We start from the raw sequence: 25,382 nt of genomic DNA, 5'->3' as shown, positions 1-25,382 counted from the left end.
TTACGTGAGGAAAAAAGCCATGCAAACCTCGATAGCCGAAGTCACCCACTTACTAGAAGAGTTTTTAACTACTTTAGATAACGCCTACTGGGAAAGCTCCGACACCGAGCGAAAAGATACGCTATACGACATCATTAGTATTTTTCACTTAGAACTACGAGAACTAGCAAAACTCAGCGTAGAAGACCATTACCTCACCTACGAAGCGATATCCACCGGGGCGCGCAATATTCAAGCAAAGCTTCGCAGCATGCACTCACAACTAGACCAATGGGCTTTGCGCACAAGCACTGCAGATCAACTACGAAACCAACTCCCTTTAGTATCGAACTTATTGACTCGCGAGACCTAACCAATAGTTATAAAAATAGAGCCGTCAAACGTCGATATAACAGATGCCATGGATAGATAATACTTTAAACACAAATAGATTTAATAAACGCCAAAAACAGACTGGAACTTTTCCCCCTGTGAACAATACTAAGTAATACCGGCGTTACGCATTCCCCCAAGTGTGTTGTACGCTGGCAGAGCAATTAACAATGTGCGTAGTTTGTTGAGCGCTCGATTGAGGATTTTTCCTTAATGTTTCACTCCTAATGGTCCTGGCCCGGCGTTCCCCCCGATCGCCGGGTCTTTTTTTATACGCATTTACCAAGCTGCTCACAGCCACACAAACAACTGCTACAAGATAAAAATCTTTCGAGCTCCCGAGTACATGTTATAATTGAGTTCTGAGGGTAGCTGGGAGTAATTCCCTGAGCCGATAAACGTAGACAAGGAGCTCGCTAGCTTACATTGTGTGCACGTCCGCTTGACGGAAAGCCTAATGTGTATCAGTGTTCTCCCACTTGAACCATCGGGTTCAAGGCAAGAACTTTCAGTTGCTCTCAGATTTTCTCAACAGCCCTACCTTAAATGCCTAACACCACCATTCGACACACTGTCAAAAAAGCTCGCAATGCTTTGAGCAAGGCTCAGCAACAACGGGCAGCTATGCAGCTAGCGTTAAGAGTTGGCCGTCATCCCGCGTTCCGCAAAAGCCACACGCTAAGCCTTTACCTTGCCAGCAAGGGCGAGATCAATCTTCAGCCACTCATTAGACTTGCCATCAAACAAGGAAAACGTTGCTACCTTCCGGTATTGCATGGACCAAAGCTGAAGTTTCTGGAATATAAAAAAACAACAAAATTAATCAAAAACCGATTCGGCCTCCAAGAACCTTCCCTCTCTGAAGAAATCCGTGCATCACAACTCGACTTAATTCTCTGCCCTCTTGTCGCCTTCGACAATAAAGGCAATAGGCTTGGCATGGGCGGCGGCTATTACGACCGAACACTTGGGCAATTAAAAAAACGGAGAAAGAAAGTAATTTGGGGAGTCGCGCACGAATTACAAAGACAGGCAGGAATAGTGACGTACTGGTGGGATATTAAACTCGACGGTATTTTTACAGATAAGCGCGTAACAACACCGCATTAGTCTGATTCTATAGCGAAGCCTTGCTGATGTGGAGCTGGTGCTTCAGGCTGCTGACTGCCAAAAACATCTGACAAACTAAGGCTACTTAACAGTAAGCCCAATACAAATATCGCAACAGCAACAGTCAATGTATCAAGACGCATATAAAGCCCTACCAACCCACTTCTAAATGATGGCTGTCGTTATACCCACTTATTGTTTTATTAACAATAAGAAATTACAAATAGCTGTATGACACCGCAACTTTTTCACAGATTAACCCTAATACTTAAGTTTAATAATATGAGCCGTCCCATTCTTTAGAGCAATAAGCAGTCGCCATAGCACCCCAGATATAGCTAATTCGACTAAGTGTCAATTTTGTGACTCTATTAAAATGACAGTTTTATGTCTGCACAAACTACAGAGCACCAAAGCAGTGCTTTTTTATGCACATAAAAAAAGCACAAAAGCAAGACCAAGGCTTCTGTCAATAGAATTACTTAAATTTCTTTGAAATTCCATTCGTAAAAACGTAAGACATTGATATTAAATAACTTTTTAAAAGAGGTTACTTTTTAACCAATGTGCTGCTTAGGCAGAGAATACGGGGGTTTCACGCTTATAAATAGACACTATCCACTATGTTATCCACAGCTTTTGTGGAAAGCAGCCACATTAATGTCATCAAATTGTCATCAAGGGCGTTTTGCTAAGTCCTTCTGGGTGACAAAAAACTGCCTTATCGTAATTCAGACTATTGACTTAATCTCTGTCAATAGTCTTCACCTTAGGTTTCAGCCGTTTTTTATTCAATAAACTCTGATTCAATCAAATTGAACACCCCCGTTAAACGCATACTCCGTGAAACAATCTTCATTTGTGAGCAAACCATGTTTACTGTAGAGTTTCGCTTCGCGCAGAATTCACAACTCCCGCTTACATCGCCCACAACAATAAGAGGATCATAATGCGATCTATCCAAACCTCACTTTTTAGCTTGTGCCTTTGCCTTTTTTCAAGCTTTAACCCAAGCGCATTTGCTGACACCAACAAAACAGCGCTTTTTAAAGAAGCCTCTCAGGCCCTGAATGCCGCCAATGCTGCACAAGCGAATATTCTAGCCCCCAAAGGTTACGCTTTAGGCTCCGAACATTACCAAAAGGCCGAAGTGCTGTACGCGAAACAAAAACAAAAAGAGAGGATCACCAAAGAGTTAACCCGCGCAACCGACGCCCTTAAGCTTGCGGCTAAAAATGCAGAGTTGGCCAGACTAACCTTTGCTGCCACATTAAAAGCACGCAACGATGCCAAAGGTGTCGACTCTCAGCGCTTAGCGGGCGATTTATGGCAGGATGGCGAAGAGTCTTTACTGTATGCCGCAACAAAGCTTGAAGACGGCAATTTAAAGCGCGCCAAAAGCAAAGCCACTGACGCCGAGAAGCAATATCGTGCAGCCGAACTTTCCGCCATTCAAAGCAGCTACCTTGATGAAGCAAGAAAGCTCATCAAACAAGCACGCAAAGAGAAAGTAGATCGCCACGCCCCCAAAACCCTATTAAATGCGGAAACACTACTGGCCGATGCAGAGAAAGAACTTGCCGAAAACCGCTATGACGTTGACTACCCGCGCTCGCTCGCCAAACAAGCTCGATACGAGGCAAAGCATTCGCTTTACTTAGCCGAAATGGTTAAGCAACTAGACCGCGGAAAGCTCACAACCGAAGAGTTTTTACTGGATATTGAAAAACCTCTTATTAATATCGCCACAGCGCTCGATATGGTTGCAAGCTTTGACCAAGGCTTTGATGTTGTTGCGACATCGCTAGTGCAAAACATTGAAAGCCTACGCGCCGATGCATACGAACTAGGCGAGCGCAAAAAAGAGCTGTCGCAACTTGAAAGCGATATTTCTACGCTAGAAAAGCGCATGGGCATTCAGTCTCAGCGAATTGCAGAGCAAGAAGCTCAAAAAGAAAGCTTGCGCCAAGTGAGCGAGCTATTTAAGCGCAACGAAGCTGTAGTGATGACAGAAGGACGCAATATCTTAATCAGAGCTGTTGGCCTCACCTTTAATCCAGGTAGCTCACACATTAACTCCAACAACTTCGCCTTACTTCAAAAGCTTAAACAAGCTGCGGCGCTTTACCCTGGCTACAGCTTGCTTATTGAAGGGCATACCGACGCCTTTGGTGGCGACAGTGCAAACCTGAATTTATCATTTGCCCGTGCCGAATCAGTAAAGGAGTATTTACGAACCAATATCGACTCCAGCACACAAATAGATGCTATAGGCTATGGTGAAACCCGCCCTATCGCCAACAACGAAACAAAAGAAGGCCGTGCCCGCAACCGGCGAATAGACTTGGTCTTGCGCCCGCCTCTTTAAGGCTTACCTACTCGCTACCCAAGCGCATGCCCCGCAAAGGGTTAAGTACATGCTCTTGGCCATGCGTTTTTACCTCTAACACTAGGGCAAGCAATTGCCCTAGCTGGCCTTCGGGAAACCCCTTGCCCGCCATCCACAACAGATAATCCTCTGGAATATCAATGAGAACTCGACCTGCATACTTACCATAAGGCATGGTCTGATTTGCCATTGCTATCAAGTGCTTATTTTCTAGCATCTACACAAAACCTATTCAAAAAAATACCCACCCCAAACAACAGAACCGCCCCTATCGCCTGAGCTGCATAAAAGGGCGCTCGATAAAGAGATACAAACATAAAGCGACCACAAGAGTTATCCCGCCACTCAGTAATGCCAGCCACACAAACCTAAAACCTGAAAAATCTTCATAGTCAATATACCCATAGCTCTGAACGGGTAGCGTCAGCTTATAAACAGCAAAGATAACCATAATATGTATCAGGTAAATACTGTACGACAAGCGCGCTAGCGGCACCCACAAACGACATGCCAAAAATACCTGCAGCACACGGGCAATGCCCCCTGCTTGCAGGCTATACAGCATTAACACTGCAATAGCTGCGCTATAAACGTAGCGATGGCCAATCAAATAGATCAGTTGCCATTGGCCGCCAAAAGCTGCATTCGTATCATCACCTGTCACGCGATAAACCACGCCAGGCAAGACAGTGAGCATCAATACAAGCATCAACGCCACCAACACGCATAACACGCCATACCAGCGAGCCCAAAATAAACGCGAAGCTTCATTGTGAAAAGCAAGCACATAGGCAGCCATAAACCCGATTAACAAACTGCCAAAACGCGTTTCGAAGTTATCGTAAAAAACAGTGAAAAAGTGCTTAAACGTGGGCTTATCCAGCAAGAACTGCCAAGGCTCTGCAGAAACCAAACGCTCATCCGCATACAATATATGCGCCCTAAAAGCGACCGCCAGCAACAACACAATAGACATCAGCAACCAGCGCGTAGATGGCCGAAGCCGAAAGAAGCCAGCGGCGAGCAATAATGGCAGCAAAAGATAAAACTGCATCTCTATTGCTAAAGACCAAGACCACAGCATAGCGCCTTGCTCGTAGCTAAGATAATTATTGATGTATAAAAAATTAGCCCAAATGTTGTCAGCATTAGGGCCGCTAGCAAGCCAGTACAGTAACAGTATTAAGTAGTACACAGGCGCCAATCGCAATATTCGTCGATACCAAAAAGACCGAACCGCAACCTCACCGGTCAACCGCCACTGTTTAAGTAAGCTAGCCCCAATCAAAAACCCGCTCAGAACAAAAAAAATGTCCACACCACGATCGCCAGCCCAAACCCACAGCAACGCCCAATGCGTAGCGTGGTAAAAAAACTGAAACCCCTCAGGCGTTACAAATTCTTGCACCGTAAAGAAGAGATGGAAAATAAAAACCAGCAACATAGAAAGGCCGCGCCAACCATCCAAAACAGCGGTATCCGGGTAGACGACAAACAAGCTGCGCCAGTGGCTAGCGATATCCCACCATTGCGCATTATATCTAAAGTGTTTATGCATTTAATTGATTACCCGCTATCCTGCTTGGGCCGCTATATTTAGAGGGATTCTTCGCACATATCAACCCAGCTTGTATGTCGAATTCTTAAACACCAAATAGTCACACATACCACCATGCTCTTAACTCTAGCGCACGAAGCACTGAAGCAATCGCGCTACCCCCACCAAAACAGCGGCGCCTAGGCTAGGCTCCGCACGAAAAGCAACCTGCGGTATAGTTTTTGCTTTATGATACTTTGGACGACAAAAGATACCCTGCGCCCCAGCTGAATTGAGCATTCGCAACCGCCAGAGCACAGCGACAGTCATTTTTGATAGTCTAATTTACAAAGGTGTACGAAAATAGCACCCTTTTTTACAAAATGTACCTTGCCAACTTAGCTTTGCGACCCACCTCGCGATACTATAGGCAGCAACTGGTTTTACCTTGTACGGAATTGCTATGCAATCAACCCCTAGCGCAGTAAAAACACACCATCCAGCATGGCCTTCGCTTTCGAAGATAGCCTGTGACGATGTGGAGCGCCTGCTCGAGCACTTTTTTTCGTCGACAGATAACTTACTGTACGACCTATCCAAGCGCGCAAGCAGCAATTCCGAAGCAGCTTTCTATTTTGACGCCATGCGTGAATTGCGCATGGTCAGAGAAAAAGCCATCGAGCATTTTTTGCACAACATTAAAGAGCAAGCCTTACAGTTAAGCCAAGGCAAACTTAGTACAGCGCAAGAGCAGGAAAACCTAGACCTACTATCTAGCGACGAGCTCGATCGCGCACTCGCCTGCGAAACAGTTATTAATAATGTCAGTAATCTATACCATGACGATCTCGTATTACTGTCACGTCGCCTAACTCAGCTTTCGCCACTTGAATTACTGCCTGTCAGCCAAATTCCATTTTCGCCAGAGTGGCTTGCTCACAATTTCGCAAGCGTTATCCCAAAACTAAACGGCAAGACCGTTGTTATTTTATTTAAGCAACTAGAGAAGCACCTCCTCAGGCAGCTCTCCCCGCTACTGTCTCAATGTAATGACTTTTTGGTATCCGAAGGCCTATTTCGTGATGCGCCAACAGCAAGGCACCGCAATACACTACCAAAATTGACAGATATACGAACATCGCTCGATGACCCAGCACCAGCAGTCATCGCGCCGAGTCAGTTTGCCTTGCCGCTTCACTCGCTACGACAGATTTTAGCGAATGCGCGCTACCAAGCAGCCAACGATGCCACCCTGAGCTACCGATTCTCTTTTAATCCTGGCCCAGTAGTACCACTACCGATTCTAGGAGCAGCGCTAACAAAGCAACAATTAAATGTTGCCGAGCAACAGCAGTTTCCGCTGAAAAATCAGGTAGGTGACTATGTAAGCCGCGCACTCGAGAGCGATAACAGCCAAGAGCCTAACGCCCTCAACCCCTATCATGAAGACATTATTCAGCTGGTAGGCGCATTTTTTGATGAACTACTTGAAGATGAAGAGCTAACCACAATCACGCAGTCACTAATTTGTCGATTGCAAATCCCCACGCTTAAAGTGGCCCTGCGCAACGAAAGCTTCTTCCTCGAGTCAGACCATATCGTTCGTCGGTTTTTAAATTTGTTAACCGAGATGGCCCAAACACTCGACAACCTTGAACATCCCGACGATGACCCGCTCTATATTAAAATGCTTAACAGCGTAAAGCGCATCAACAAGCTTTACGAACTCAATGAAGATATTTTCACATCAGAACTTGAAGCACTCGAGCGACTAAACGATCAAGAAAACAAACGTGCCGATATCATTGAACAACGCACCCGCCAGGCCGAAGAAGGTCGCGCACGCTTCGAAAGCGCAAAAAACGCCGCTATTGAGTGCATGCAACACTACACCTGCAACCTACGCTTAAATCGACACACTCAAAAATTTATAAGCGAATACTGGCAGCAGGTATTAGTACTCACCTTCCTCAAGGAGGGGCAAGGCCCTGAATGGCTTACACATGGCCAAACATTGAACGACCTTTTATGGCTAGATCAGCAGCACACCGATGAACGCTCCATTGCAAGAGCACAAAATATTCTCGCCACAATCAAGCCGCGCCTGCTTGTTGGGCTTTCATCGTTACACATGAATGAAGAGCAGTGCCACGCATTGTGCGATAAAGTTATTCAAGCCACGCAAGAGGAAACAGCCGAAAGAACCCCTGTCGAAAACACACCACAAACCGCCATCCAGCGACAACAACAAAGCATTACAGCATTGGAACAGCAATACTTTGATGAAGCCAAAAACCTAGAAGTAGGCACTTGGATCCAATACAAAGAAGATGGAAACATGCTTACCTGCAAACTCGCTAGCAATGCCTCTGCCGATGCCTTTTTGTTTGTAAACCGCCTTGGTATGAAGAAGCTTACGAAGTCCCGCAAAAATATCGCACTTGACTTACAAAGTGGGCGTGTGAAAATTATGCACCGCGGGCCACTATTTGACCGCCTAATGAATCGCGCACTAAGCCAACTTAAGCGCAAATAACACAACCCAAAAGTTGCTTTAGGTACCGCTAACATTTCGGTCATATTGCTGATATTACTTAGCGAGGCAATATCAGCAATCAGAGCAAGCCCACAACATGACATATGACAGCGCTACGTTCATTGCCTATTTAGGCGCAACCGTCTTTTCGCTATCCCTTATTTTTGCGTTTTACACCCAGCTTCGCACCCCTGCACTGCGCCCAGTATTTGCTGTTGCCGCGGCCATGCAGTCGATTTGGCTAATTTGCGCTTGCTACACTCTAGCCTACACGACTGATCACGGGCTCCACACAACACAACTTGCCGATAGCGCCCAGCAGCTTTTTTGGCTCTGGACACTTATCCAGTCCATGCAGAAGCACTGCAACAAAACCCTACCCAAAATCTTTACACGCTATTTTTTACCGCTAAGCGCTGTATTTATACTGGGGCAGTACTGGTTAGGGCATCAAAGTGATCACAACCACTTAATATTCAACCTACCCACACTCGCCACCTCAATGCTGGGCTTGCTTTTTATTAACCGTCTTTACTGCAGCTCCAGTAACATCCGCCTACTCAAGTTAATCTGCGTGGCCTTAGCGGCTCTATTTGCCTACAACGCTTATCACGTGATTACCCTTATGACAGGGCTAGCCGCGCAAAATACACTCAGCGGAACCCGGGCGACCATCACACTAATAACTAGCCTTGCCCTACTCATCGGCACCCTAACGTTAAGAAAAGAGTCGGAAGAGCCGCACGCAAGACTCTCACTTTCACGCCCCGCAATCCTCTACATTTGCTTATTTAGCTTAAGCGCTGCCATTATCACGGTTTTTGCCTTTGCTAGCCTTTACATTCGACGCTTTGGCGGCGGCATCGCTGAAGCCATGTATTTATTTATTGTCGCAGCGGCAATCATTGCGGTTGTTGTATTACTTACATCAACGACCTTTCGCAACATTCTAAATGTCCTCATTAACAAGCACCTCTTTAGCCATAAATATGACTACCGCACCGAATGGCTAAAACTCATCGACGGACTCTCGAAGCCCGCAAATAGCCAAGAAGCTTTTGGCATTGCACTAAACACTGTGATGTCAATTTTCAAAAGCCCCGGCGGCGCGCTCTACCTCCCAAAAGGTGATGCTTTCGCCTTAGCATTCAGCCAAGAATGCGACGTCCAACACAATCAAGTCGAACCACTCAACTCTCCCTTTGCGCGGGTCTTTCGAGATTCCGAATGGGTTTTCTTCCCACGCCTACCACCTACAAATACACAGCTCGATAAATTTAACGAAACACTACCGGACTGGATTCGCCTGATTGATAACGTCTGGCTAGTGATGCCACTTATCTACGAAACCAAGCTCACCGGCTTTATCATTTTGAACGAGCCCAAAATACACACCAGCTTAAACTGGGAAGATTTAGACTTATTGAAAATTACAGGCCGTCAAATTGCTAGCTACATTGAAGGCCACCGAAAATCTGAAGCACTTAGCGAAGCCAAGCAATTCGAAACTTTTAACAAGTTATCGGCATTTGTGATGCACGACCTTAAAAATCTGATAGCCCAGCAATCACTACTGATAGAAAACGCTGCCAAGCATAAAGATAACCCCGCTTTTATTGAGGATGCTTTTACCACCATCAGCGGCTCAGTTGATAGGCTAAATGTACTTTTACAGAAGCTTCAACGCTCGGAACCTGAAGCCTCACGCAGCATAGATCTAAAACCGGTTATTATAGAGGCCGTAAGTCGCTGCAGCAGAACACTGCCCATTCCAAGTCTACGTCTCGACGCAGACAACCTTAAATTACTCGCCGCCCCTGATACACTGTGCATGATATTGATCCATTTAATACAAAACGCACAAGAAGCCACCAAAGCGAGTGGTTTTGTTGATATTCATGTTGAAAGAACCGAATCACATGCATGCATCAAAATCGACGATAACGGCAAAGGAATGGACGAATACTTTATTAGGCATAGCCTATTCAAACCTTTTGAAACCACCAAAACCGGAAAAGGAATGGGTATAGGGGTATACCAAGCGAAAGACTACGTTGAACACCTTGGCGGCAGCGTTGTGGTCAGCAGCCAAGTTAATGTAGGCACAACCTTCACCATTACCCTCCCACTACTAGAACAAAAATAACCTTTCATACAAAAAACCATCGGGCGCGCATCATGACGACGGAAAAACCCAAACTGCTTATTATCGAAGATGACAAAGGCCTTCAAAGCCAACTGCGCTGGCACTTTGACCAATACGAAGTCTTTGTGGCCGGCAATCGCGACGAAGCCATAACCGCTGTACGCCTAAACGAGCCGGCAGTCATCCTGCAAGACCTCGGCCTCCCACCCGACCACGAAGGCGTAGAAGAAGGCTTTCACTGCATTCGAGAAATTAGCAGCCTACACCCAGATGCCAAAATAATTGTTATGACCGGCAATGCCGATTACGAAAATGCCGTTCGCGCGGTTGCAATGGGTGCGTACGATTTTTATCAAAAGCCAGTCAACGCTGAAACGTTAGATTTAATCCTTCAGCGCGCCTTTCACATTTATCAACTTGAAGAACGCCACCGCGCCGAAGAAGAGACTCGCCAAGGGCCGCTGCAAGACGTTATTGCCGGCGACCCTGCAATGCTAAAAGTCTGTCGTATGATCGAGAAATTAGCACCCTCTAATGTTACTTGCACCCTCACAGGCGAAAGCGGTACCGGTAAAGAAGTTCTAACAAAAGCACTCCACAGACTTAGCCCGCGCAATAAAAAGCGCCTTGTTGCCATTAACTGTGCAGCTGTACCCGAAAACCTCATGGAAGCGGAGCTTTTTGGATACGAAAAAGGTGCTTTTACCGGCGCCGCCAAGCGCACGCAAGGCAAAGTAGAAATGGCGCAAGAAGGGACGCTCTTTTTAGATGAAATCGGCGATATGCCGCTGGTACTTCAGGCAAAATTATTGCGCTTTTTACAAGAGCGCGTTATTGAGCGCGTCGGCGGCCGAGAAGAAATCCCAATCGACGTTCGCGTTGTATGTGCTACCAATAAGAACTTACTTGAAATGACCAAAGAAGGTACTTTTCGCGAAGATTTGTATTACCGCATTTGCGAAATGGAGATCCACATCCCCCCCCTTCGCGAACGCCACGGCGACAAGCTTCTTCTGGCACGGCACTTCCTGAAAATGTACAACAAACAAAATGGCAGCAACATTTCTGGCTTTACGCCAGAGGCTGTCGATACAATTGACAGCTATGCATGGCCTGGCAACATTCGCGAAATGGAAAACCGCATTAAGCGCTCTCTCGTGATGTGCGACGACAAACTAGTAACCTCTGATGACCTAGGACTGCATAGCAATGAGAGCACTTTCTTGAACCTAAGGCAGGTTCGCCATCAAGCCGAAAAATCAGCCATTATTCGCGCTCTAGGCATGACCGAAAGCAATATTTCTGCGGCATCAAAACTATTGGGGGTAACTCGCCCAACTTTGTACGACCTTATGAAAAAGTACAATATTATTGTGAACTGAGCCTACGCCCAGCGCCTTATAGCGATGTCGGTAAATTATACAAGAGTGTAACAACTACATAATCTACAAGTAACACCTTGAAACACAGAAAACAACAAAACCCTTTAAAGTCAACAGCTTGAATAAAAAACGATGTAACCGCAGGTAACAAAACAATATTGGCACAAGTAGTGCATTAAGGAAGATGTCAATTAGCGAACCCGCTAAATTAAGGTAAACAGAGACCCAAAAGGTCATAAAGCAGTTAGGAGTTTTCCCATGAAAGGCCGTATATTATTATTGAGCAAAATCGTCGTTGTCGCAGCCATGTTTGCACAAACCACAATCGCCGATACCATGCTTCCCATGATTGGAACCAACGGATTGAACGAACCTTTATATTTAACACTTTGTGGTATTGGACTTCTCGTTTTGGGTGCTCGCGGCAAGCGTAGCGTTTAAAACAAGCAGACATCGCAAACTGTTGTTGCGCTACCCGCGGTTTACCAACAGTTAAAAAAACGCTCCTTGGAGCGTTTTTTTTTGCACAGCTTTTCACCGAAGCACAAGTGCATCCCTTATAACCGACTGGTATACTCAACCAACTCATTTTCTAGGCCGTGCCTAACACTATGAATTCTGCGTCACCCAAATCGCTTCACACCAAACGCTCAAAACGCTTACTACAAAACCACGATACACTTGCGCAATGGATTCAGCACAGCCTAAATTTGCTGATTGTTAGCTGTACGTTAGTAGGTCTGGCCTTATGGCGGGACGGCGCGGTCGGCGAGCACTACCGTGTAATGCTGGTATTTGCACTGCTGCTAATGACTATTATTTACAATATGCTAGGCGTATTTCGCCGCTTTGACAGCCTAACGGGCGGCATGCAGCACTTAGCCCGCGCCTGGGGCAGCGTTATTATTATCCTGGCTTGGCTGGCATTTCTGACAAAAACTTCCGAAGTATACTCACGCCAAGTGGTTGTCTATTGGGCCCTTATTGCCTATGTCGCACAAGTCATCACCCTCTACGCCACACATAAGCTCCATGTTTTATACCGCGCAAAGTACCGTGCTCGCATTCCCGCACTAATTATTGGCACCGGTGAAATGGCCTCTCATTTGGCCAACTCCATCAGTAATAACATTTGGCTGAACGATAAAGTTGTCGGTGTTATTGGCAATACAGAGCAAGACAGCCAATCGTGGGGCGACAATAACATCCCAATGTTAGGCACCGAAGACGCTCTAGATGCGATCATTTCACAGCATGGCATTCGCCGCATTTACATGGCCTTACCACTAGCTGATAGCCATAGAATATCAGCACTTCAAGACAAGCTGTTCGAGCACAACATCGATTTAATTTGGGCGCCAGATATCTTTGCATTACACCTTTTAAACCACAGTGTTCGCGAAGCCGGCGGTGTACCACTCATAAACCTTAACGAAACACCGCTTCGCGCCGGCGGGCCGGCCTTTATTAAACTTTTAATGGACAAAAGCATCTCGCTTGCGGCCATCATCGCACTCTCCCCAATACTTATCTCACTAGCTATTGCTGTGCGCCTTAGCTCACCAGGCCCCATTATTTTCAAACAAGTACGCGACGGCTGGGACGGTTCTAAATTTCACGTTTTCAAGTTTCGCAGCATGTACCAGCACGAGGCCAAAACTGTTGTCGAGCAAGCTAAACGTAACGACAGTCGCGTGACGCCAGTTGGGGCTTTTATCCGGCGAACCAGCCTTGATGAACTACCGCAGCTATTTAATGTACTCAATGGCAGCATGTCGTTAGTGGGGCCAAGGCCGCACGCAGAATCACACAACGTATATTATTCCGACAAAGTGAATGCCTACCTAGCTCGCCACCGCATTAAACCCGGGATTACCGGCCTTGCGCAAATTAACGGCTGCAGAGGTGAAACCGAAAACATCGAAGACATGGAAAAGCGCGTTGAATACGACCTTGCGTACATTTCTAATTGGTCGCCGCTGCTCGACCTCAAAATTTTAATCGCAACCCCTATGCGCTTAATTTCTAAAGCAGGCAACGCCTACTAAGCGTATAAACTCTGCAGGCTAAAGGGCTAACGCAGGCAATTGCAATGCGTTAGCCACTTTAAGCACAGCATCCTCCTCCAAAACCCCAACCTCCAAATGCGGTACTACCCCCAAACAAGGTGCCGCAATACTTCGCTTCAGTGTTTCGATATTTTCTTCTAAGTGAGGCATGTTGGCATCCACACAATTTGCCACCCAACCAACCAGCGGCAAGCTGTCCCGTAAAATAGCCTCCGCTGTTAACAATGCGTGATTTAAGCACCCCAAGCGCATACCCACGACCAGCACAACCGGTGTATTTAAGGCCTTAGCCAGATCACTTATCAGTTCGCGCTCGCTTAAAGGAACTCGCCAACCACCAGCACCCTCAATAACACACACCTTTGCGCTTTGCATAAGCACGCCGCGGCAAAAACCTTCTAAGCGCGCCACCTGTAATCTCCGCCCCTCAAGGTTGGCAGCAATATGCGGCGAACAAGGTTCAGCTAAAGCGACAGGGTTAACCTGACTATACGGTAACTGCACGCTTGCCGTTTTTTGTAACAACAATGCATCGCTATTGCGCAGCTGTCCCGGGTCGCCAGAACAGCCCGCCGCTACAGGCTTTAGCGCGCAAGTTGTCACACCTTGCAACGCAAATGCCTTTAACAGCCCCGCAGCAATTAATGTTTTACCAATATCGGTATCGGTACCCGCAATAAAAAGTGGCTTTGCCATAAATATAAATACTCAGAATGTCTTGCAAACGCATCGACTACTTAGTCAACTCGAGGTAAAAAATATCGTAACTCGCCACAACTTCGCCGCCCCTCCCGCCATCAGGCGAGGGGTATGCATTTTTGAGCGTTTGGAATTTCGATCGCGTCATTAATCCCGCTGGCGCCAGCGCATGACTATTGTGAGCACCTATCCCCTTCAATGCCTGCAATAATGGCATGAGTGACGGGTACTTTAGCTGCTCAAGTTGCTGCTCTATCACAACATCAAAACCAGCACCGCCTGCCGCGCTTTCTACCTGCGAGCGGCTGGCAAACGCATTAATATGCACCGCTTCATCTACCGCCTGCCAAGCAAGCTTTAGCTCACGCAAGGTTGCAGGCCCCAGAGTTGCAATCACCGCCCGCCCTCCGGGCTTTAGTACCCGGTAGATCTCGGCGAACAGTAACGGTAAATTAGTACACCACTGAATAGCCAGGCTCGACACAACACCATCGATGCTAGCATCACGCAGCGGTAGGTACTCAGCATCGGCCGCAAGATAATTTACCGGTGGCGAATCCGCCGCGCGGGATCTCGCAACATGCAACATGCCTTCGGCAATGTCTAAAGCGATCATGCTAGCTCCCTGCTCGGCTAACGCGTTCGTCAATACGCCGGTACCGGCCCCTAAATCCAATACCTTGCCTGTATTAATTGCTGATTTTAGAGCTCGCCGTGCGACACTTTGCGCAGCCGTTTTTTGGACTTGCGCAAACGTATCGTAGTCAGCAGCCGCCTCACTGAATGATCGGGCCACCCTATTTTTATCCATAGCAGACGCGCAATGGGTTTTAATGAAAACACTCACCGCCCGAGCTACAGCCTTACTTCTTTCTAGGAGCAAGCAATGGCTAGCGCCAGCGATAACTTGTACCTCACCATATTGCCCTAAGGGCACATTAGCAGGAACCAGTGCGTCGTTTCCTGCCAGCAGGTGCAGCTGCGGCTTGGCATAGGCCGCATAAGCTGGCCGCGCATCGAACGCCAACCAAGCCAAAGTCGCTTGCCAAGCGGGTATTTGGGCTGAATCTAACACCGGCAAATACTGTTGCATGGTTTTTCTTAGCGCCCGAGGCTCGCCTGCGCCATGAGCCTGCAAAGCGTGAAAGCGCTGAACGACTTTGGCAGCGCCAGCGGAAAAATTTTCGCTAAAAGCGTCATAAGTGCTTGCCGGCATGGCCCTAGGCCAAGTTGGCTGCTCGACAAAACAGGGGTTGGATGCCACGGTAATTAAGCCCGCTATCACATCGGGTATACGCGCTGCGACTTCAGCAGCGACTTGCCCCCCCAAGGACCACCCCATTAGGTAAAAATCGCGAGCATTACAAGCAGGCCATTGCTGCTTGGCCAGACTAACGGCATTGCTAACAGCACTGATAAAATTGTTGTAATTGAATAAACGGTTATCGCACGGGGTAATACCAAAACCGGGCAACTCAAGCGTTAACACGCCGTATTCAGGCAACTGTTTAGCCAGTTCGCGCCACACCTGCGCATTAGAAGCCCAACCGTGAATTGCAATAATAACCGGTGAGTTTGATGGCCCCTCCTGCGCCCAGCTAAGAGGGCTAGCTGGCTCAGCGATCATATTCAGTTACCTTAAGCGCCTCTGCCAGCGCCAGCCACAAACCGTCAATGTGTTGCTGGGTATGCTTAGCCGATAACGTAATGCGCAACCTCGCCGTGCCCACAGGAACTGTAGGTGGCCGAATAGACCCCACCCAGTAGCCAGCTTGCAACAAATGCCCCGCCACTTGCATTACGCGCTTTTCGGCACCCAATATTAATGGCTGTATCGCTGTATCACTTGGCAACAACTTAACGCCTTCAAGCGAGGCAAGGTGGTGTTTGGCCTGCGCCTTAAAGAGAGTAATATTTTCCTGCAAGCGCACCCGGTAAGAGGGTTCATCACGTAATAGCGCCACGCTCGCCACATTTCCAGCTGCAACAGCTGGGGGCAATGCGGTAGTGTAGATATAAGGGCGAGCAAACTGAATCAATGTTTCAATCAAAGCTTCGCTACCAGCAACAAAAGCACCAAAGCCACCTACAGCCTTACCCAGCGTACCCATATACACAGGAACATCACCAACACTTAAGCCTGCGGCCAAAACCGAGCCCGCGCCGTTAGGCCCCAAACAACCAAAACCGTGGGCATCATCCACAGCTAGGTAGGACTTATACTTACGGCAAAGTGCAGCAAGCGCAGGCAGTGGAGCAATATCGCCATCCATACTAAAAACCCCGTCGGTCAGCACCAATGTACCAGCAGACGTTTTTTTTAGCTGGCGCTCTAAATCGGCCATATCGGAATGTTTATAACGCAAAAAAGAAGACTTACTTTTGTTCGCGCAAGCCAGTTGAGCGGCATCAACCAACGAGGCGTGATTGAGCTTATCACCAACGACCGACTGGCCATTTTCAAGCAGCCCAGTAACCAGCGCCATATTAGCCATATAGCCTGTCGAAAACAGTAATGCGCGGGGCCGCTGGGTAAGCCTGGCCAACACTAGCTCTAACTTATGGTGCCATAGGCTATGCCCGCTCACTAAGTGAGAAGCGCCGCTACCAAAGCCGGCCTCATCCACCGCCGCCTTAATGGCCGCTTTTACTTGAGGGTGATTTGCCAAACCCAAATAGTCATTACTGCAAAAGTTAACGAATGGGTTACCCGCAGCAACTTGATCCACTTGGTTCGAAGATTCAACGGTTACTCGTTGGCGATAAAGCAGCGCAGCCTCTCTTGCCGCCAAGCGCGCCTGTAAATGGCCGTCCAGCGTCACAAATCAGCTAACTTCGAAAAACTGCGCGCTATTACTTTGACTTTGGGCGCTCGGCTCAAAAGTTTGCACAGCGGGTGCTGGCTCAGCTTCCGGCGCTACGTAAGCTTCCGGCTCGATACCTAAGCGATCAAAAAGCCGGCGATCGGCATGAGCCTCTGGATTAGCCGTGGTTAGAAGTTTTTCACCATAAAATATTGAGTTGGCCCCAGCCATAAAGGCCAGTGCTTGCATTTGATCATTCATGGTTTCGCGCCCGGCGGACAAGCGAACATGCGAGGCCGGCATCAATATGCGCGCCACCGCGATAGTGCGAATAAACTCAAAAGGGTCGAGATCTTCTTCGTTTTCCAGCGGAGTACCGGCTACTTTCACCAGCATATTAATCGGTACAGACTCAGGGTGATCCTCAAGGTTAGCCAGCTCTACTAGCAAGCCCGCACGGTCTTTTTGCTCCTCCCCCATGCCTACAATACCACCGCAACACACCTTCATACCCGCTTCGCGCACGTTAGCTAAGGTATTCAAACGATCCTGATAGCTGCGCGTTGTAATGATGCAACCATAGTATTCCGGTGAAGTGTCGAGATTATGGTTGTAATAGTCCAATCCTGCGTCAGCAAGCTCTTTGGCTTGCGCCTTATCTAACATGCCAAGCGTCATGCAGGTTTCTAGCCCTAGGGACTTAACCTCTTTAACCATATCCGTCACGATTTCCATATCGCGGCCATTTGGCGTGCGCCAAGCGGCGCCCATACAAAAGCGCGTGGCGCCTTTTTCTTTGGCTGTTTTCGCTTCTTCAATCACCTTTTGCACCGCAATGAGCTTTTCGCGCTCTAGCCCCGTGTTATAGCGCGACGCCTGCGGACAGTAGGCGCAATCTTCAGGACAAGCGCCCGTTTTAATAGAGCACAGAGTACTAACCTGAACCTTATTGGGATCAAAAAAGCGGCGATGAATTGTTTGCGCTTGAAACAGCAGATCGTTAAACGGCAGATTAAACAATTCAGTTACTTCATCGCGCGTCCAATTGTGACGAAGTAATTGCGAGACATCAGACATAGTTTTGCACTCACCGAGCATTAAAAAGTACTGCAAACCAGAGCTCACTGAAGATTTCTGGTGCAATCAAAGCGCGCTATGTTAAATCGATGGTTCGCACTGTCAACTTTTATAAAGGATTTTAGTTTACAGCGATGCATATTCCACACACCAGTAAGGCTTTATACCCGCAAAATATACAACGAGGATTCATACGCCAAGTGATTCACTGCGCTACAGCACTGCTAGACCCTAAGTGCCAGCTGTGCTCGGAAGCCTGCACTTATCGCAGCGCATTGTGCAGCGCCTGCCTAATGCAACTACCGCATATGCCGCAATGCTGCCCCGTTTGCGCCCTGCCCACCCCTCACGGGAATCATTGCGGCGATTGCTTGCGAAAACCAAAGCCTTACCAACGCACTCGCTGCGCCCTACTTTACGAAAATCCAGTTAGCTATTTGATGCGTAGCTTTAAAAACCATTCACAGTGGGATATTGGGCGCATGTTTTGCGAACAGTGGCTAAACCAGCACCAGCACCAGCACCAGCACCAGCACCAGCACCAGCAAAATATTAATGGCGACCTAGTCACAAAGCCAGTAACTCCAGTAACTCCAGTAACTCCAGTAACTCCAGTAACTCAGGCAATCATTGTGCCTGTACCTAGCCACCCAAAGCACAGCGCAAAGCGTGGCTACACCCCAAGCGTCGTGCTGGCGCAGCATTTAAGTCGCTCACTAAACATTCCCCTGCAATACGCTCTGAAGGCAAATCGCGAGCCCAAGCAACAAAAGGCCCTATGCCGTAAGCAACGCTTGCAAAACCTGCACAACGTTTTTGAAGCTCCATATCCAATCCCTCAAACCATAATACTGGTGGACGATGTTGTAACCAGCTGTGCTACCGCCATTGCGGCAAGCCATGCACTTCAAAAAGCTGGAGCCAAAAACATAGAGGTATGGGCCATTGCACGAACGCCGCTTACTTAAGAACACAATAAACCTAACGGCAACTTAAGCAGATAAAATGAGCTGCGTTATCTAAAGCGGCATGTTAGCCTTGCGGTTTACTTTAGTCTTCGTTTTACGCAAAATTGTAGCCCTACGGATTCCATGAATCAGCAAGCTTATAACGTTTTTGCAAAAGGCAATCGCTAAGTGGGAAGCAAGAATACATGCGCTTTGCACCCGCACAAACACAGTGCATCGCAACTGGTGATAAAAGCCGCAATCCACGAGCAGATCTTATTTTAACAAAGTATTTAATAGAGCCTGCAGAGCCTCTCGGGTGGTTTGAAGAGATGCACAACTGCTCAGCAATGTGACTATCGGAAGACGCAACGACTCGTGACGGACGAATTTAACGGCAAAAGTGCCAAATCACTGAATGCCACAGTGGCCACCTTGTTGGTACTGGTGCTAAGTGGCGCCAATCTTTTGAGTATCGCTTTCGGCCAGCAAAACGCTCTATCCCCATTTCCATTTAGCCCACCAATGAGCCTGCTGGCCGCCATTAATTTATTCCTAATTGGCTGCGCCCTCGGTTGTCAGCTACTACAAAAACTTACACTAAGTCGAGCCTTTAGCATTCTTGGGCTAGCGTCTATACCAGCATGTCTAATCGCTGACCAGCTTTCAACAAGCGCTAGCTATAGCAACGTACTGCCAAGTTCGATCTTACTCACCCCAATTACGCTCGCTATGATTGGCGTGCTAGTGCTAACCGGGCGCACATTGCCGCAAACGCACATTATTTTGTACGACGGCCTATTAACCGTATTTACACTAATCCCGCTGCTGAGCATCTTTTCTTATATCTTTGATCCTGTTGCGATGTATTCCAGCTATGACCAATGGGTGCTACCCGTGCCCACTGCCGCAGCGCTATTACTGACCTTCTTTGCACTATTAAGCCAAACCACCAGCAAAGGCGCCGCCGGCTTACTCACCCGCAATAGCCATTACGCGCGCAATTTCCAATGGCTGTTTATGCTGGTTCTTATCGTGCCACTCAGTATTGGCTCAAGCCTCGCACTGGCGGTTGACCTAGGCTATTTGCGGGCAGGGTTTGCCGCAGCCATTTTTTGTTTATTTACCACATTATTAATTGCCACAGTGCTTGCCAACAACGCTATCGTGCAAGAAAGCTGGCTCAAGAAATTTGTTCGCGAACAGCGTAAAAACTCGCAATTACAAAACCACATCAGCGAAGTGCTCGAACTATCGCCCGATGCTATTTTATTGCTCGACCAGCAATTACAAGTACTGCACGCAAATCATGGCGCGGCACTACTATTTGGTTGGAACAAAGAGGACCTACAAAATATTGGCTTTGGCACATTAATACCCGGCGAACAATTCTCTCGGTTTGAGCGCTTAATTCACCAATTTTTTCGCTCGCCGCGCTTATCGCTACGCCGCAGCCGCCCCATAAACATTTTGATCCAAAACCGCTTAGGGCAAAAAATACCTGCCTCGCTCAACCTCAGCAAGCGCCAAGCCACAGGTGCCACGCACATTGTGGCCGTACTGCGCAACAACAGTGATATTGCCAATAAGATTTTCGACCTAGAACAACAACTCAAACTAGACACCCTAACCGGCGCAGGCAGCCGAGTAGAATTTGAAAATCATTGCGCGAAACTCAGTCGAAGCCAGCGCAAAGACGAAAAGCGCATTGCCGTCTTTATTTTGGACATTGATAACTTTAAAGCCATTAACGACACCTACGGCCACCCCACCGGCGATCGCGTTTTGCAAACGTTTAGCCAAACAACACAAAACTGCCTGCGCAATGGCGACAAGCTATTTCGCATTGGGGGGGAAGAGTTCGCCGTGGTTGCCGCCGATATCGATGCCGCAGGCGCCCTTCTGCTAGCTGATCGAATAAGAACCATCATCAAGGCCAAACCCATGGTGGTCGGCCCAACCAACCTGTACGCCACCTGCAGTATTGGCGTGTGCTTAACCCAACCCAAAGATATCAGCTTTGCGCTCAACGAAGCCGACAAAGCACTTTACCGCGCCAAGCGCAACGGTAAAGACCAAGTGGTTGCTGTTGAGTAACCGCTTTTACACGCAGGTAAATTGATTATGCCGGCATGGTATTTATACATTGCCCGTTGTAGCGATAACAGCCTCTACACCGGCGTTACGATTGATGTCGAGCGACGCATAAACGAGCACAATAATTGCAATAAAAAAAGCGCCAAATACACCCGCGTGCGGCGCCCTATTACGCTCGAGTATCAAGAAAGCTTTATCAGTAAACAGCTAGCCTACCAACGCGAATACCGTATCAAGCAACTTAGCAAGATACAAAAAGAGCAACTCATTCAACTTTCAACAACATAAATCAACTTCAAGGGGAACCCAATGGGTCGTATACATTTTGTCGGTGGCGAAAAAGGGGGTGTCGGTAAATCGCTAACCTCGCGACTATTAGCTCAATACACCATTGATCACAAGCGGCACCTAATCGGCTTTGATACAGACCGCTCACACCGAACTTTTTCTCGCTTTTACAATGCTTTCACATCACCGGTTTTGGTTGAAGATTTTTCTAGCCTCGACCAGATTGTCGAAGCCGCCGAAAAACACCCAGACGCCGAAATCATTGTAGACCTTGCCGCGCAAACCACACGCCACCTGCACAAGTGGTTTGAGGACAGTGATATTTTCTGCATTTTTGATAGCTTAGGCTTCGAGGTATTTCTGTGGCACGTGATGGATGACGGGGCAGACTCGGCCCGCCTACTAGACGTAATGCTCGATAATGTGACACAAACGAATCTTAAGCTTGTTGTGGTTAAAAATATGGGGCGCGGCGATAACTTCGACCTTTTTGAAGATACCCCTATTTACCAAAAAGCTTTATCTCGTGGCGCTCATATGTTTGAGCTACCCGCACTACACGCGAGGTTGACGCAAAAAGTCGACTTTAATAACAGCAGCTTTTGGGCTGCTGCCAACAACATCAACATCATGACGCTAACCGAAAGGCACCGCGTTAAAGTGTGGATAAACAACACCTATGCAGGCTTCGACAGCCTATTTGAAACCGCTGCCAGTGCGCCTGACCCGCTACTTGAAGGCTTATACGAGCTGTAACCCTAGTAAACAAAACGCTGGCGAGCCCGCAAGGCTCGCCATTATTTATTCAGATCTAACCCTAATTGATACAGAACATTTTTTTTAAGCCCTGTAATTTTAGCCGTAAGCGCAGCTGCCTTTTTTAAGGGTAATTCCTCACACAAAATGGCCAGCATATTTTCCACCTCACGACTCACTTCACGCTCGGCCTGGGCCTCAAACCCTTTTATCATCAAAACCATCTCGCCACGCTTTTGATTAGCATCTTGCTCTAACACCGCAATAACCTCCGCGACAGTACCGCCAATAAAGGTTTCGAACGTTTTTGTTAGCTCGCGCGCAAGCACCATCTCGCGTTCAGCCCCCATCACCAAAGCGATGGACTCTAGGCTAGCGCTAATCCGGTGAGGCGATTCGTAAAAAATCAGCGTACGAGAGTCTTCACATACCGCGCTTAATACCTGCTCGCGGTTAGTGGATTTAGCGGGTAAAAACCCCTCAAAACTAAAACGGTCACTCGGTAAGCCACTAGCACACAATGCAGCGACAAATGCACAAGCACCGGGAATAGGCTCTACCCTTAAACCCTGCTTGCGCGCTTCGTGAACAAGGCGGTAACCAGGGTCAGAAATTAATGGCGTTCCTGCATCGCTAATCAAAGCAATGCTCTCGCCGCTCCCTAACTGCTCAATCAATGACTGCGTTTTAGCCTCGTCACTGTGATCGTGATAGGCCGTTGTGGCTGTTGATATACCAAAATGCTGCAGCAATTTGGCACTATGGCGCGTATCTTCGGCAGCAATCACGTCCACCTTGTGGAGAATATCAATGGCACGCTGTACCATATCGCCCAAATTACCGATAGGTGTGGCCACAATATATAACGTGCCACCTGCGGTGCTATTCGACACAAATACCTCCTAAGGTTTTAGCTAAATGAAAAAACGTTTGGCATACAGCTTGTTACTTTCAAGCTTTATATTCTCTGGCTGCCAAAGCACCGGAACAAAAGACGCGAGCTCAGACGAGGTGAGCGTAACCTTTGCTGATGCGGAGCAGTTATTAGCCAACGCCAGCTTGCTGCAAGGCGCCGCCCAACAAAAGCAAATATTGGCCGCGGCAGAGCTATTCCTTAGCTTGGAAGACGCCAACCGCGCCCTCGATATTACCCGTACACTCAACCCCAGCCAGCTAGGCGACGCACTCTACGCCAAACAGGTTGAGATTCAAAGCCAAGCGTACCTTCAGCTTGATAATCTTTACGCCGCTAAAGGGTTACTCGAAAATGAGCGCTTAGCTGCCTTGCTGGTAGCGCCCACAGCCATAGATGCCGAACCCGCGCTTGCGATCACACACCGCCAAGCTAGCCAACTGCACGAATTAAGAGCTCAAATTTATAACAGCCTTGGCGAACCCGACCAAGTGATTAACGAGCGCATCGCGTTGAGCCGCCACCTTCAGGCACAAGAGACCACCGGCGAAAGCAGTGCATCCGACGCCCAAATAAACCAAGAGCTTATTTGGATGACACTTATGGATCTCGACATTCAGCAACTCAACGCGCTAAGCCAAGCCAGCACACACCATCAAGCGCTGGGCTGGTACGAGCTTGCCATTGTGAGCAAAAATAACCAGCGCAATATCAATCAGCAATATAGCGCGCTTACACAATGGCAGCAGCAATGGCCAGAGCACCCAGCCAACAACCCACTGCCCGCAGATTTAGCGCTGATAGCTGAAGTGGTAAACAATCAACCACAAAACATTGCGCTGCTACTGCCCCTTAGCAATAAACTGGCCCCCATTGCCGAAGCGATTCGCGACGGTTTTATGGCCGCCTATTTCACCAATAAAAACGCTGGTGGCCAGACACCGCAAATTAATATTTATGATGTCAGCCAAGGCAACATAAATGAGCACTACGATTTTGCGGTGTCTCAAGGCGCCGAAGTAGTCATTGGCCCGCTAAGCAAAGAAAAAATTAGCGAGCTAGCATTGCGCCCCGAACTGGCAGTACCCACGCTAGTGCTCAACCAAATTGAGCCCTCGAACGCTTACCCTAAGCAGCTATTTCAATTAGGGTTAGGCATTGAAGACGAGGCTGCACAAACCGCTTTGCGAGCATTCACAGACGGCAAGCGCACAGCTTTAATTTTAGCGCCCACCAACAACCTCGGTGATCGCGCCAGCCAAGTATTCAACGAAAGATGGCAAGCACTAGGTGGCACCGTAGTGGATAGCGTGCGTTATTCCGACGAGCGAAAGCTGTCCCAAGTTATAGAGCACGCTATGCACTTAGACATCAGCAAAACACGTGCTCGCGAGCTACGGCAATTAGTAGGACGTTTTGAATTTGAACCGCGCCGCCGGCAAGATATTGATATGGTATTCCTTGTCGCGCAGCCGCGACAAGGCCGACAAATTAAGCCTTTACTGGCATTTCATTACGCCGGCGACATTCCCATTTACAGCACCAGTAGTATTTATGAAGGCGGCAATAATAAAAAAGAACCCGACCTCAACGGTATTACCTTTAGCAACTTACCGTGGTTTTTCCAAGAAACACCAGAAAGATCAGCCATTTTGCAGGGCAAGTCGTTAAATGCTCGCAGCCAGCGCTTATATGCACTCGGCGTCGACGCTTATTATTTGTACCCAAGGCTTGAACAATTAAGCGCTTCCAAACGCGCCAACTTTTGGGGGCAAACCGGTATTTTATCGCTGACAGAACAACGCCTATTTGAACGCACACAACAGTGGGCGCAGTTTAGTCATGGCAGAATCAAAGCACTTACCGCACACTATGACAATTAATTAGCCATACAATGACAAGCCGCGACACCGGCGCAGCTGCCGAGCAATTAGCCAAACATTTTCTTGAGCAACAAGGCTTTAGCTTTGTTGCCGAGAACTATCATTGCCCGCAAGGCGAAATTGACTTAGTTTTTAAACGGCAGCAGCAATGGTTATTTGTTGAAGTGAAAAACCGTAAAAACACACACTTTGGCACCCCTGCCGAGTGGGTAACAAAAACAAAACAGCGCAAGATCATATTATCCACTCAGCACTTTATTGCCGAGCGCGCAGTGCCCAGCAGCGCACAAATTCGTTTTGATGTGATCGGAATTATTAATCTTGAAGCCAGCTCTATCGAGTGGATTCAAAATGCCTTTTTAGCGAACTAATAAGCA

The 25,382-nt window shown here is 47.9% G+C and carries 22 protein-coding genes and 1 other RNA gene; 15 read left to right on the top strand and 8 right to left on the bottom strand.

Going from position 1 to position 25,382, the window contains the following annotated elements; genetic code table 11:
* The first annotated feature begins 19 nt into the window (after positions 1-19).
* From MARGE09_RS11210 to MARGE09_RS11200, 3 genes are all read left to right on the top strand, one after another.
* Positions 20-352: a hypothetical protein gene (locus tag MARGE09_RS11210; RefSeq protein WP_236981958.1), complete on the top strand. Its 333-nt coding sequence runs from the start codon at positions 20-22 to the stop codon at positions 350-352.
* A 376-nt stretch (positions 353-728) separates the two neighbouring features.
* A non-coding RNA gene (gene ssrS, locus MARGE09_RS11205) (6S RNA) lies at positions 729-901 on the top strand.
* A gap of 17 nt (positions 902-918) precedes the next feature.
* Entirely contained in the window at positions 919-1,482 is a 564-nt protein-coding gene (locus MARGE09_RS11200) for a 5-formyltetrahydrofolate cyclo-ligase (protein WP_236981956.1), read from the top strand.
* On the opposite strand, the gene MARGE09_RS11195 is transcribed toward MARGE09_RS11200, so the two are convergent.
* Positions 1,479-1,625 (bottom strand): hypothetical protein, encoded by a 147-nt coding sequence (locus tag MARGE09_RS11195; RefSeq protein WP_236981954.1) that lies wholly within the window; start codon positions 1,623-1,625, stop codon positions 1,479-1,481. The genes MARGE09_RS11200 and MARGE09_RS11195 overlap by 4 nt on opposite strands.
* A gap of 806 nt (positions 1,626-2,431) precedes the next feature.
* On the opposite strand from MARGE09_RS11195, the gene MARGE09_RS11190 reads away from it, so the two are divergent.
* Positions 2,432-3,850 (top strand): OmpA family protein, encoded by a 1,419-nt coding sequence (locus MARGE09_RS11190; protein WP_236981952.1) that lies wholly within the window; start codon positions 2,432-2,434, stop codon positions 3,848-3,850.
* Between the two features lie 7 nt (positions 3,851-3,857).
* Here MARGE09_RS11190 and MARGE09_RS11185 read toward each other — a convergent pair whose 3' ends face one another.
* On the bottom strand, positions 3,858-4,088 hold the full coding sequence (locus tag MARGE09_RS11185; RefSeq protein ID WP_236981950.1) for a DUF3820 family protein: 231 nt from the start codon (positions 4,086-4,088) through the stop codon (positions 3,858-3,860).
* A 51-nt stretch (positions 4,089-4,139) separates the two neighbouring features.
* A complete protein-coding gene (locus tag MARGE09_RS11180; RefSeq protein WP_236981948.1) occupies positions 4,140-5,429 on the bottom strand; it encodes an acyltransferase family protein in 1,290 nt (429 codons plus the stop codon).
* Between the two features lie 442 nt (positions 5,430-5,871).
* Here MARGE09_RS11180 and MARGE09_RS11175 point away from each other — a divergent pair, with 442 nt between their 5' ends.
* The 5 genes from MARGE09_RS11175 to MARGE09_RS11155 all read left to right on the top strand — a co-directional run bounded on the left by MARGE09_RS11175 (position 5,872) and on the right by MARGE09_RS11155 (position 13,520).
* A complete protein-coding gene (locus tag MARGE09_RS11175) occupies positions 5,872-7,944 on the top strand; it encodes a DUF1631 family protein (protein ID WP_236981945.1) in 2,073 nt (690 codons plus the stop codon).
* Positions 7,945-8,041: 97 nt separating this feature from the next.
* Entirely contained in the window at positions 8,042-10,090 is a 2,049-nt protein-coding gene (gene prsK / locus MARGE09_RS11170; protein WP_236981943.1) for an XrtA/PEP-CTERM system histidine kinase PrsK, read from the top strand.
* Positions 10,091-10,122: 32 nt separating this feature from the next.
* Positions 10,123-11,472 carry a PEP-CTERM-box response regulator transcription factor gene (prsR, locus tag MARGE09_RS11165; RefSeq protein ID WP_236981941.1) on the top strand — a complete coding sequence of 450 codons (1,350 nt, stop codon included), beginning with the start codon at positions 10,123-10,125 and terminating at the stop codon, positions 11,470-11,472.
* 258 nt (positions 11,473-11,730) lie between these two features.
* Positions 11,731-11,913, top strand: coding sequence for a hypothetical protein (locus tag MARGE09_RS11160; RefSeq protein ID WP_236981939.1), 183 nt, complete (start codon positions 11,731-11,733; stop codon positions 11,911-11,913).
* 170 nt (positions 11,914-12,083) lie between these two features.
* Positions 12,084-13,520, top strand: coding sequence for an undecaprenyl-phosphate glucose phosphotransferase (locus tag MARGE09_RS11155; RefSeq protein WP_236981937.1), 1,437 nt, complete (start codon positions 12,084-12,086; stop codon positions 13,518-13,520).
* 18 nt (positions 13,521-13,538) lie between these two features.
* Here the strand turns inward: MARGE09_RS11155 and bioD are convergent, their stop codons facing one another.
* Genes bioD through bioB form a run of 4 tightly spaced genes read right to left on the bottom strand, consistent with a single transcriptional unit; the run spans position 13,539 to position 18,121 of the window.
* Positions 13,539-14,237 (bottom strand): dethiobiotin synthase, encoded by a 699-nt coding sequence (bioD, locus tag MARGE09_RS11150; RefSeq protein ID WP_236981935.1) that lies wholly within the window; start codon positions 14,235-14,237, stop codon positions 13,539-13,541.
* Positions 14,238-14,274: 37 nt separating this feature from the next.
* Positions 14,275-15,867 carry a malonyl-ACP O-methyltransferase BioC gene (gene bioC / locus MARGE09_RS11145; RefSeq protein ID WP_236981933.1) on the bottom strand — a complete coding sequence of 531 codons (1,593 nt, stop codon included), beginning with the start codon at positions 15,865-15,867 and terminating at the stop codon, positions 14,275-14,277.
* On the bottom strand, positions 15,857-17,062 hold the full coding sequence (gene bioF, locus MARGE09_RS11140) for an 8-amino-7-oxononanoate synthase (RefSeq protein WP_420828066.1): 1,206 nt from the start codon (positions 17,060-17,062) through the stop codon (positions 15,857-15,859). Before bioF ends, bioC begins: the two co-directional genes overlap by 11 nt.
* 3 nt (positions 17,063-17,065) lie before the next feature.
* Positions 17,066-18,121 (bottom strand): biotin synthase BioB, encoded by a 1,056-nt coding sequence (bioB, locus tag MARGE09_RS11135; protein WP_236981931.1) that lies wholly within the window; start codon positions 18,119-18,121, stop codon positions 17,066-17,068.
* A 134-nt stretch (positions 18,122-18,255) separates the two neighbouring features.
* Here bioB and MARGE09_RS11130 point away from each other — a divergent pair, with 134 nt between their 5' ends.
* The 4 genes from MARGE09_RS11130 to MARGE09_RS11115 all read left to right on the top strand — a co-directional run bounded on the left by MARGE09_RS11130 (position 18,256) and on the right by MARGE09_RS11115 (position 22,209).
* Positions 18,256-19,089 carry a ComF family protein gene (locus MARGE09_RS11130; protein ID WP_236981929.1) on the top strand — a complete coding sequence of 278 codons (834 nt, stop codon included), beginning with the start codon at positions 18,256-18,258 and terminating at the stop codon, positions 19,087-19,089.
* A 357-nt stretch (positions 19,090-19,446) separates the two neighbouring features.
* Complete coding sequence (locus tag MARGE09_RS11125; protein WP_236981927.1) at positions 19,447-21,165, top strand: GGDEF domain-containing protein; 1,719 nt, start codon at positions 19,447-19,449, stop codon at positions 21,163-21,165.
* Between the two features lie 27 nt (positions 21,166-21,192).
* Positions 21,193-21,453, top strand: a complete 261-nt coding sequence (locus MARGE09_RS11120) for a GIY-YIG nuclease family protein (protein ID WP_236981925.1) — start codon at positions 21,193-21,195, stop codon at positions 21,451-21,453.
* Between the two features lie 21 nt (positions 21,454-21,474).
* On the top strand, positions 21,475-22,209 hold the full coding sequence (locus tag MARGE09_RS11115; protein WP_236981922.1) for a P-loop NTPase family protein: 735 nt from the start codon (positions 21,475-21,477) through the stop codon (positions 22,207-22,209).
* Positions 22,210-22,250: 41 nt separating this feature from the next.
* Here the strand turns inward: MARGE09_RS11115 and rsmI are convergent, their stop codons facing one another.
* Positions 22,251-23,102, bottom strand: coding sequence for a 16S rRNA (cytidine(1402)-2'-O)-methyltransferase (gene rsmI, locus MARGE09_RS11110; protein ID WP_255711636.1), 852 nt, complete (start codon positions 23,100-23,102; stop codon positions 22,251-22,253).
* Between the two features lie 25 nt (positions 23,103-23,127).
* Between rsmI and MARGE09_RS11105 the strand changes: the two genes are divergently transcribed.
* Both MARGE09_RS11105 and MARGE09_RS11100 read left to right on the top strand, forming a co-directional pair.
* The gene (locus MARGE09_RS11105; protein ID WP_236981920.1) at positions 23,128-25,005 is read left to right on the top strand and encodes a penicillin-binding protein activator; all 1,878 of its coding nucleotides are present in this window, start codon (positions 23,128-23,130) and stop codon (positions 25,003-25,005) included.
* An 11-nt stretch (positions 25,006-25,016) separates the two neighbouring features.
* Complete coding sequence (locus tag MARGE09_RS11100) at positions 25,017-25,376, top strand: YraN family protein (protein ID WP_236981918.1); 360 nt, start codon at positions 25,017-25,019, stop codon at positions 25,374-25,376.
* Positions 25,377-25,382: the final 6 nt, after the last annotated feature.

Origin of the sequence: Marinagarivorans cellulosilyticus (assembly GCF_021655555.1) — a bacterium.
Taxonomy (GTDB): domain Bacteria; phylum Pseudomonadota; class Gammaproteobacteria; order Pseudomonadales; family Cellvibrionaceae; genus Marinagarivorans; species Marinagarivorans cellulosilyticus.
The sequence above is the reverse complement of the archived record's forward strand: the minus strand, read 5'-3'. Positions and strand labels throughout refer to the sequence as shown.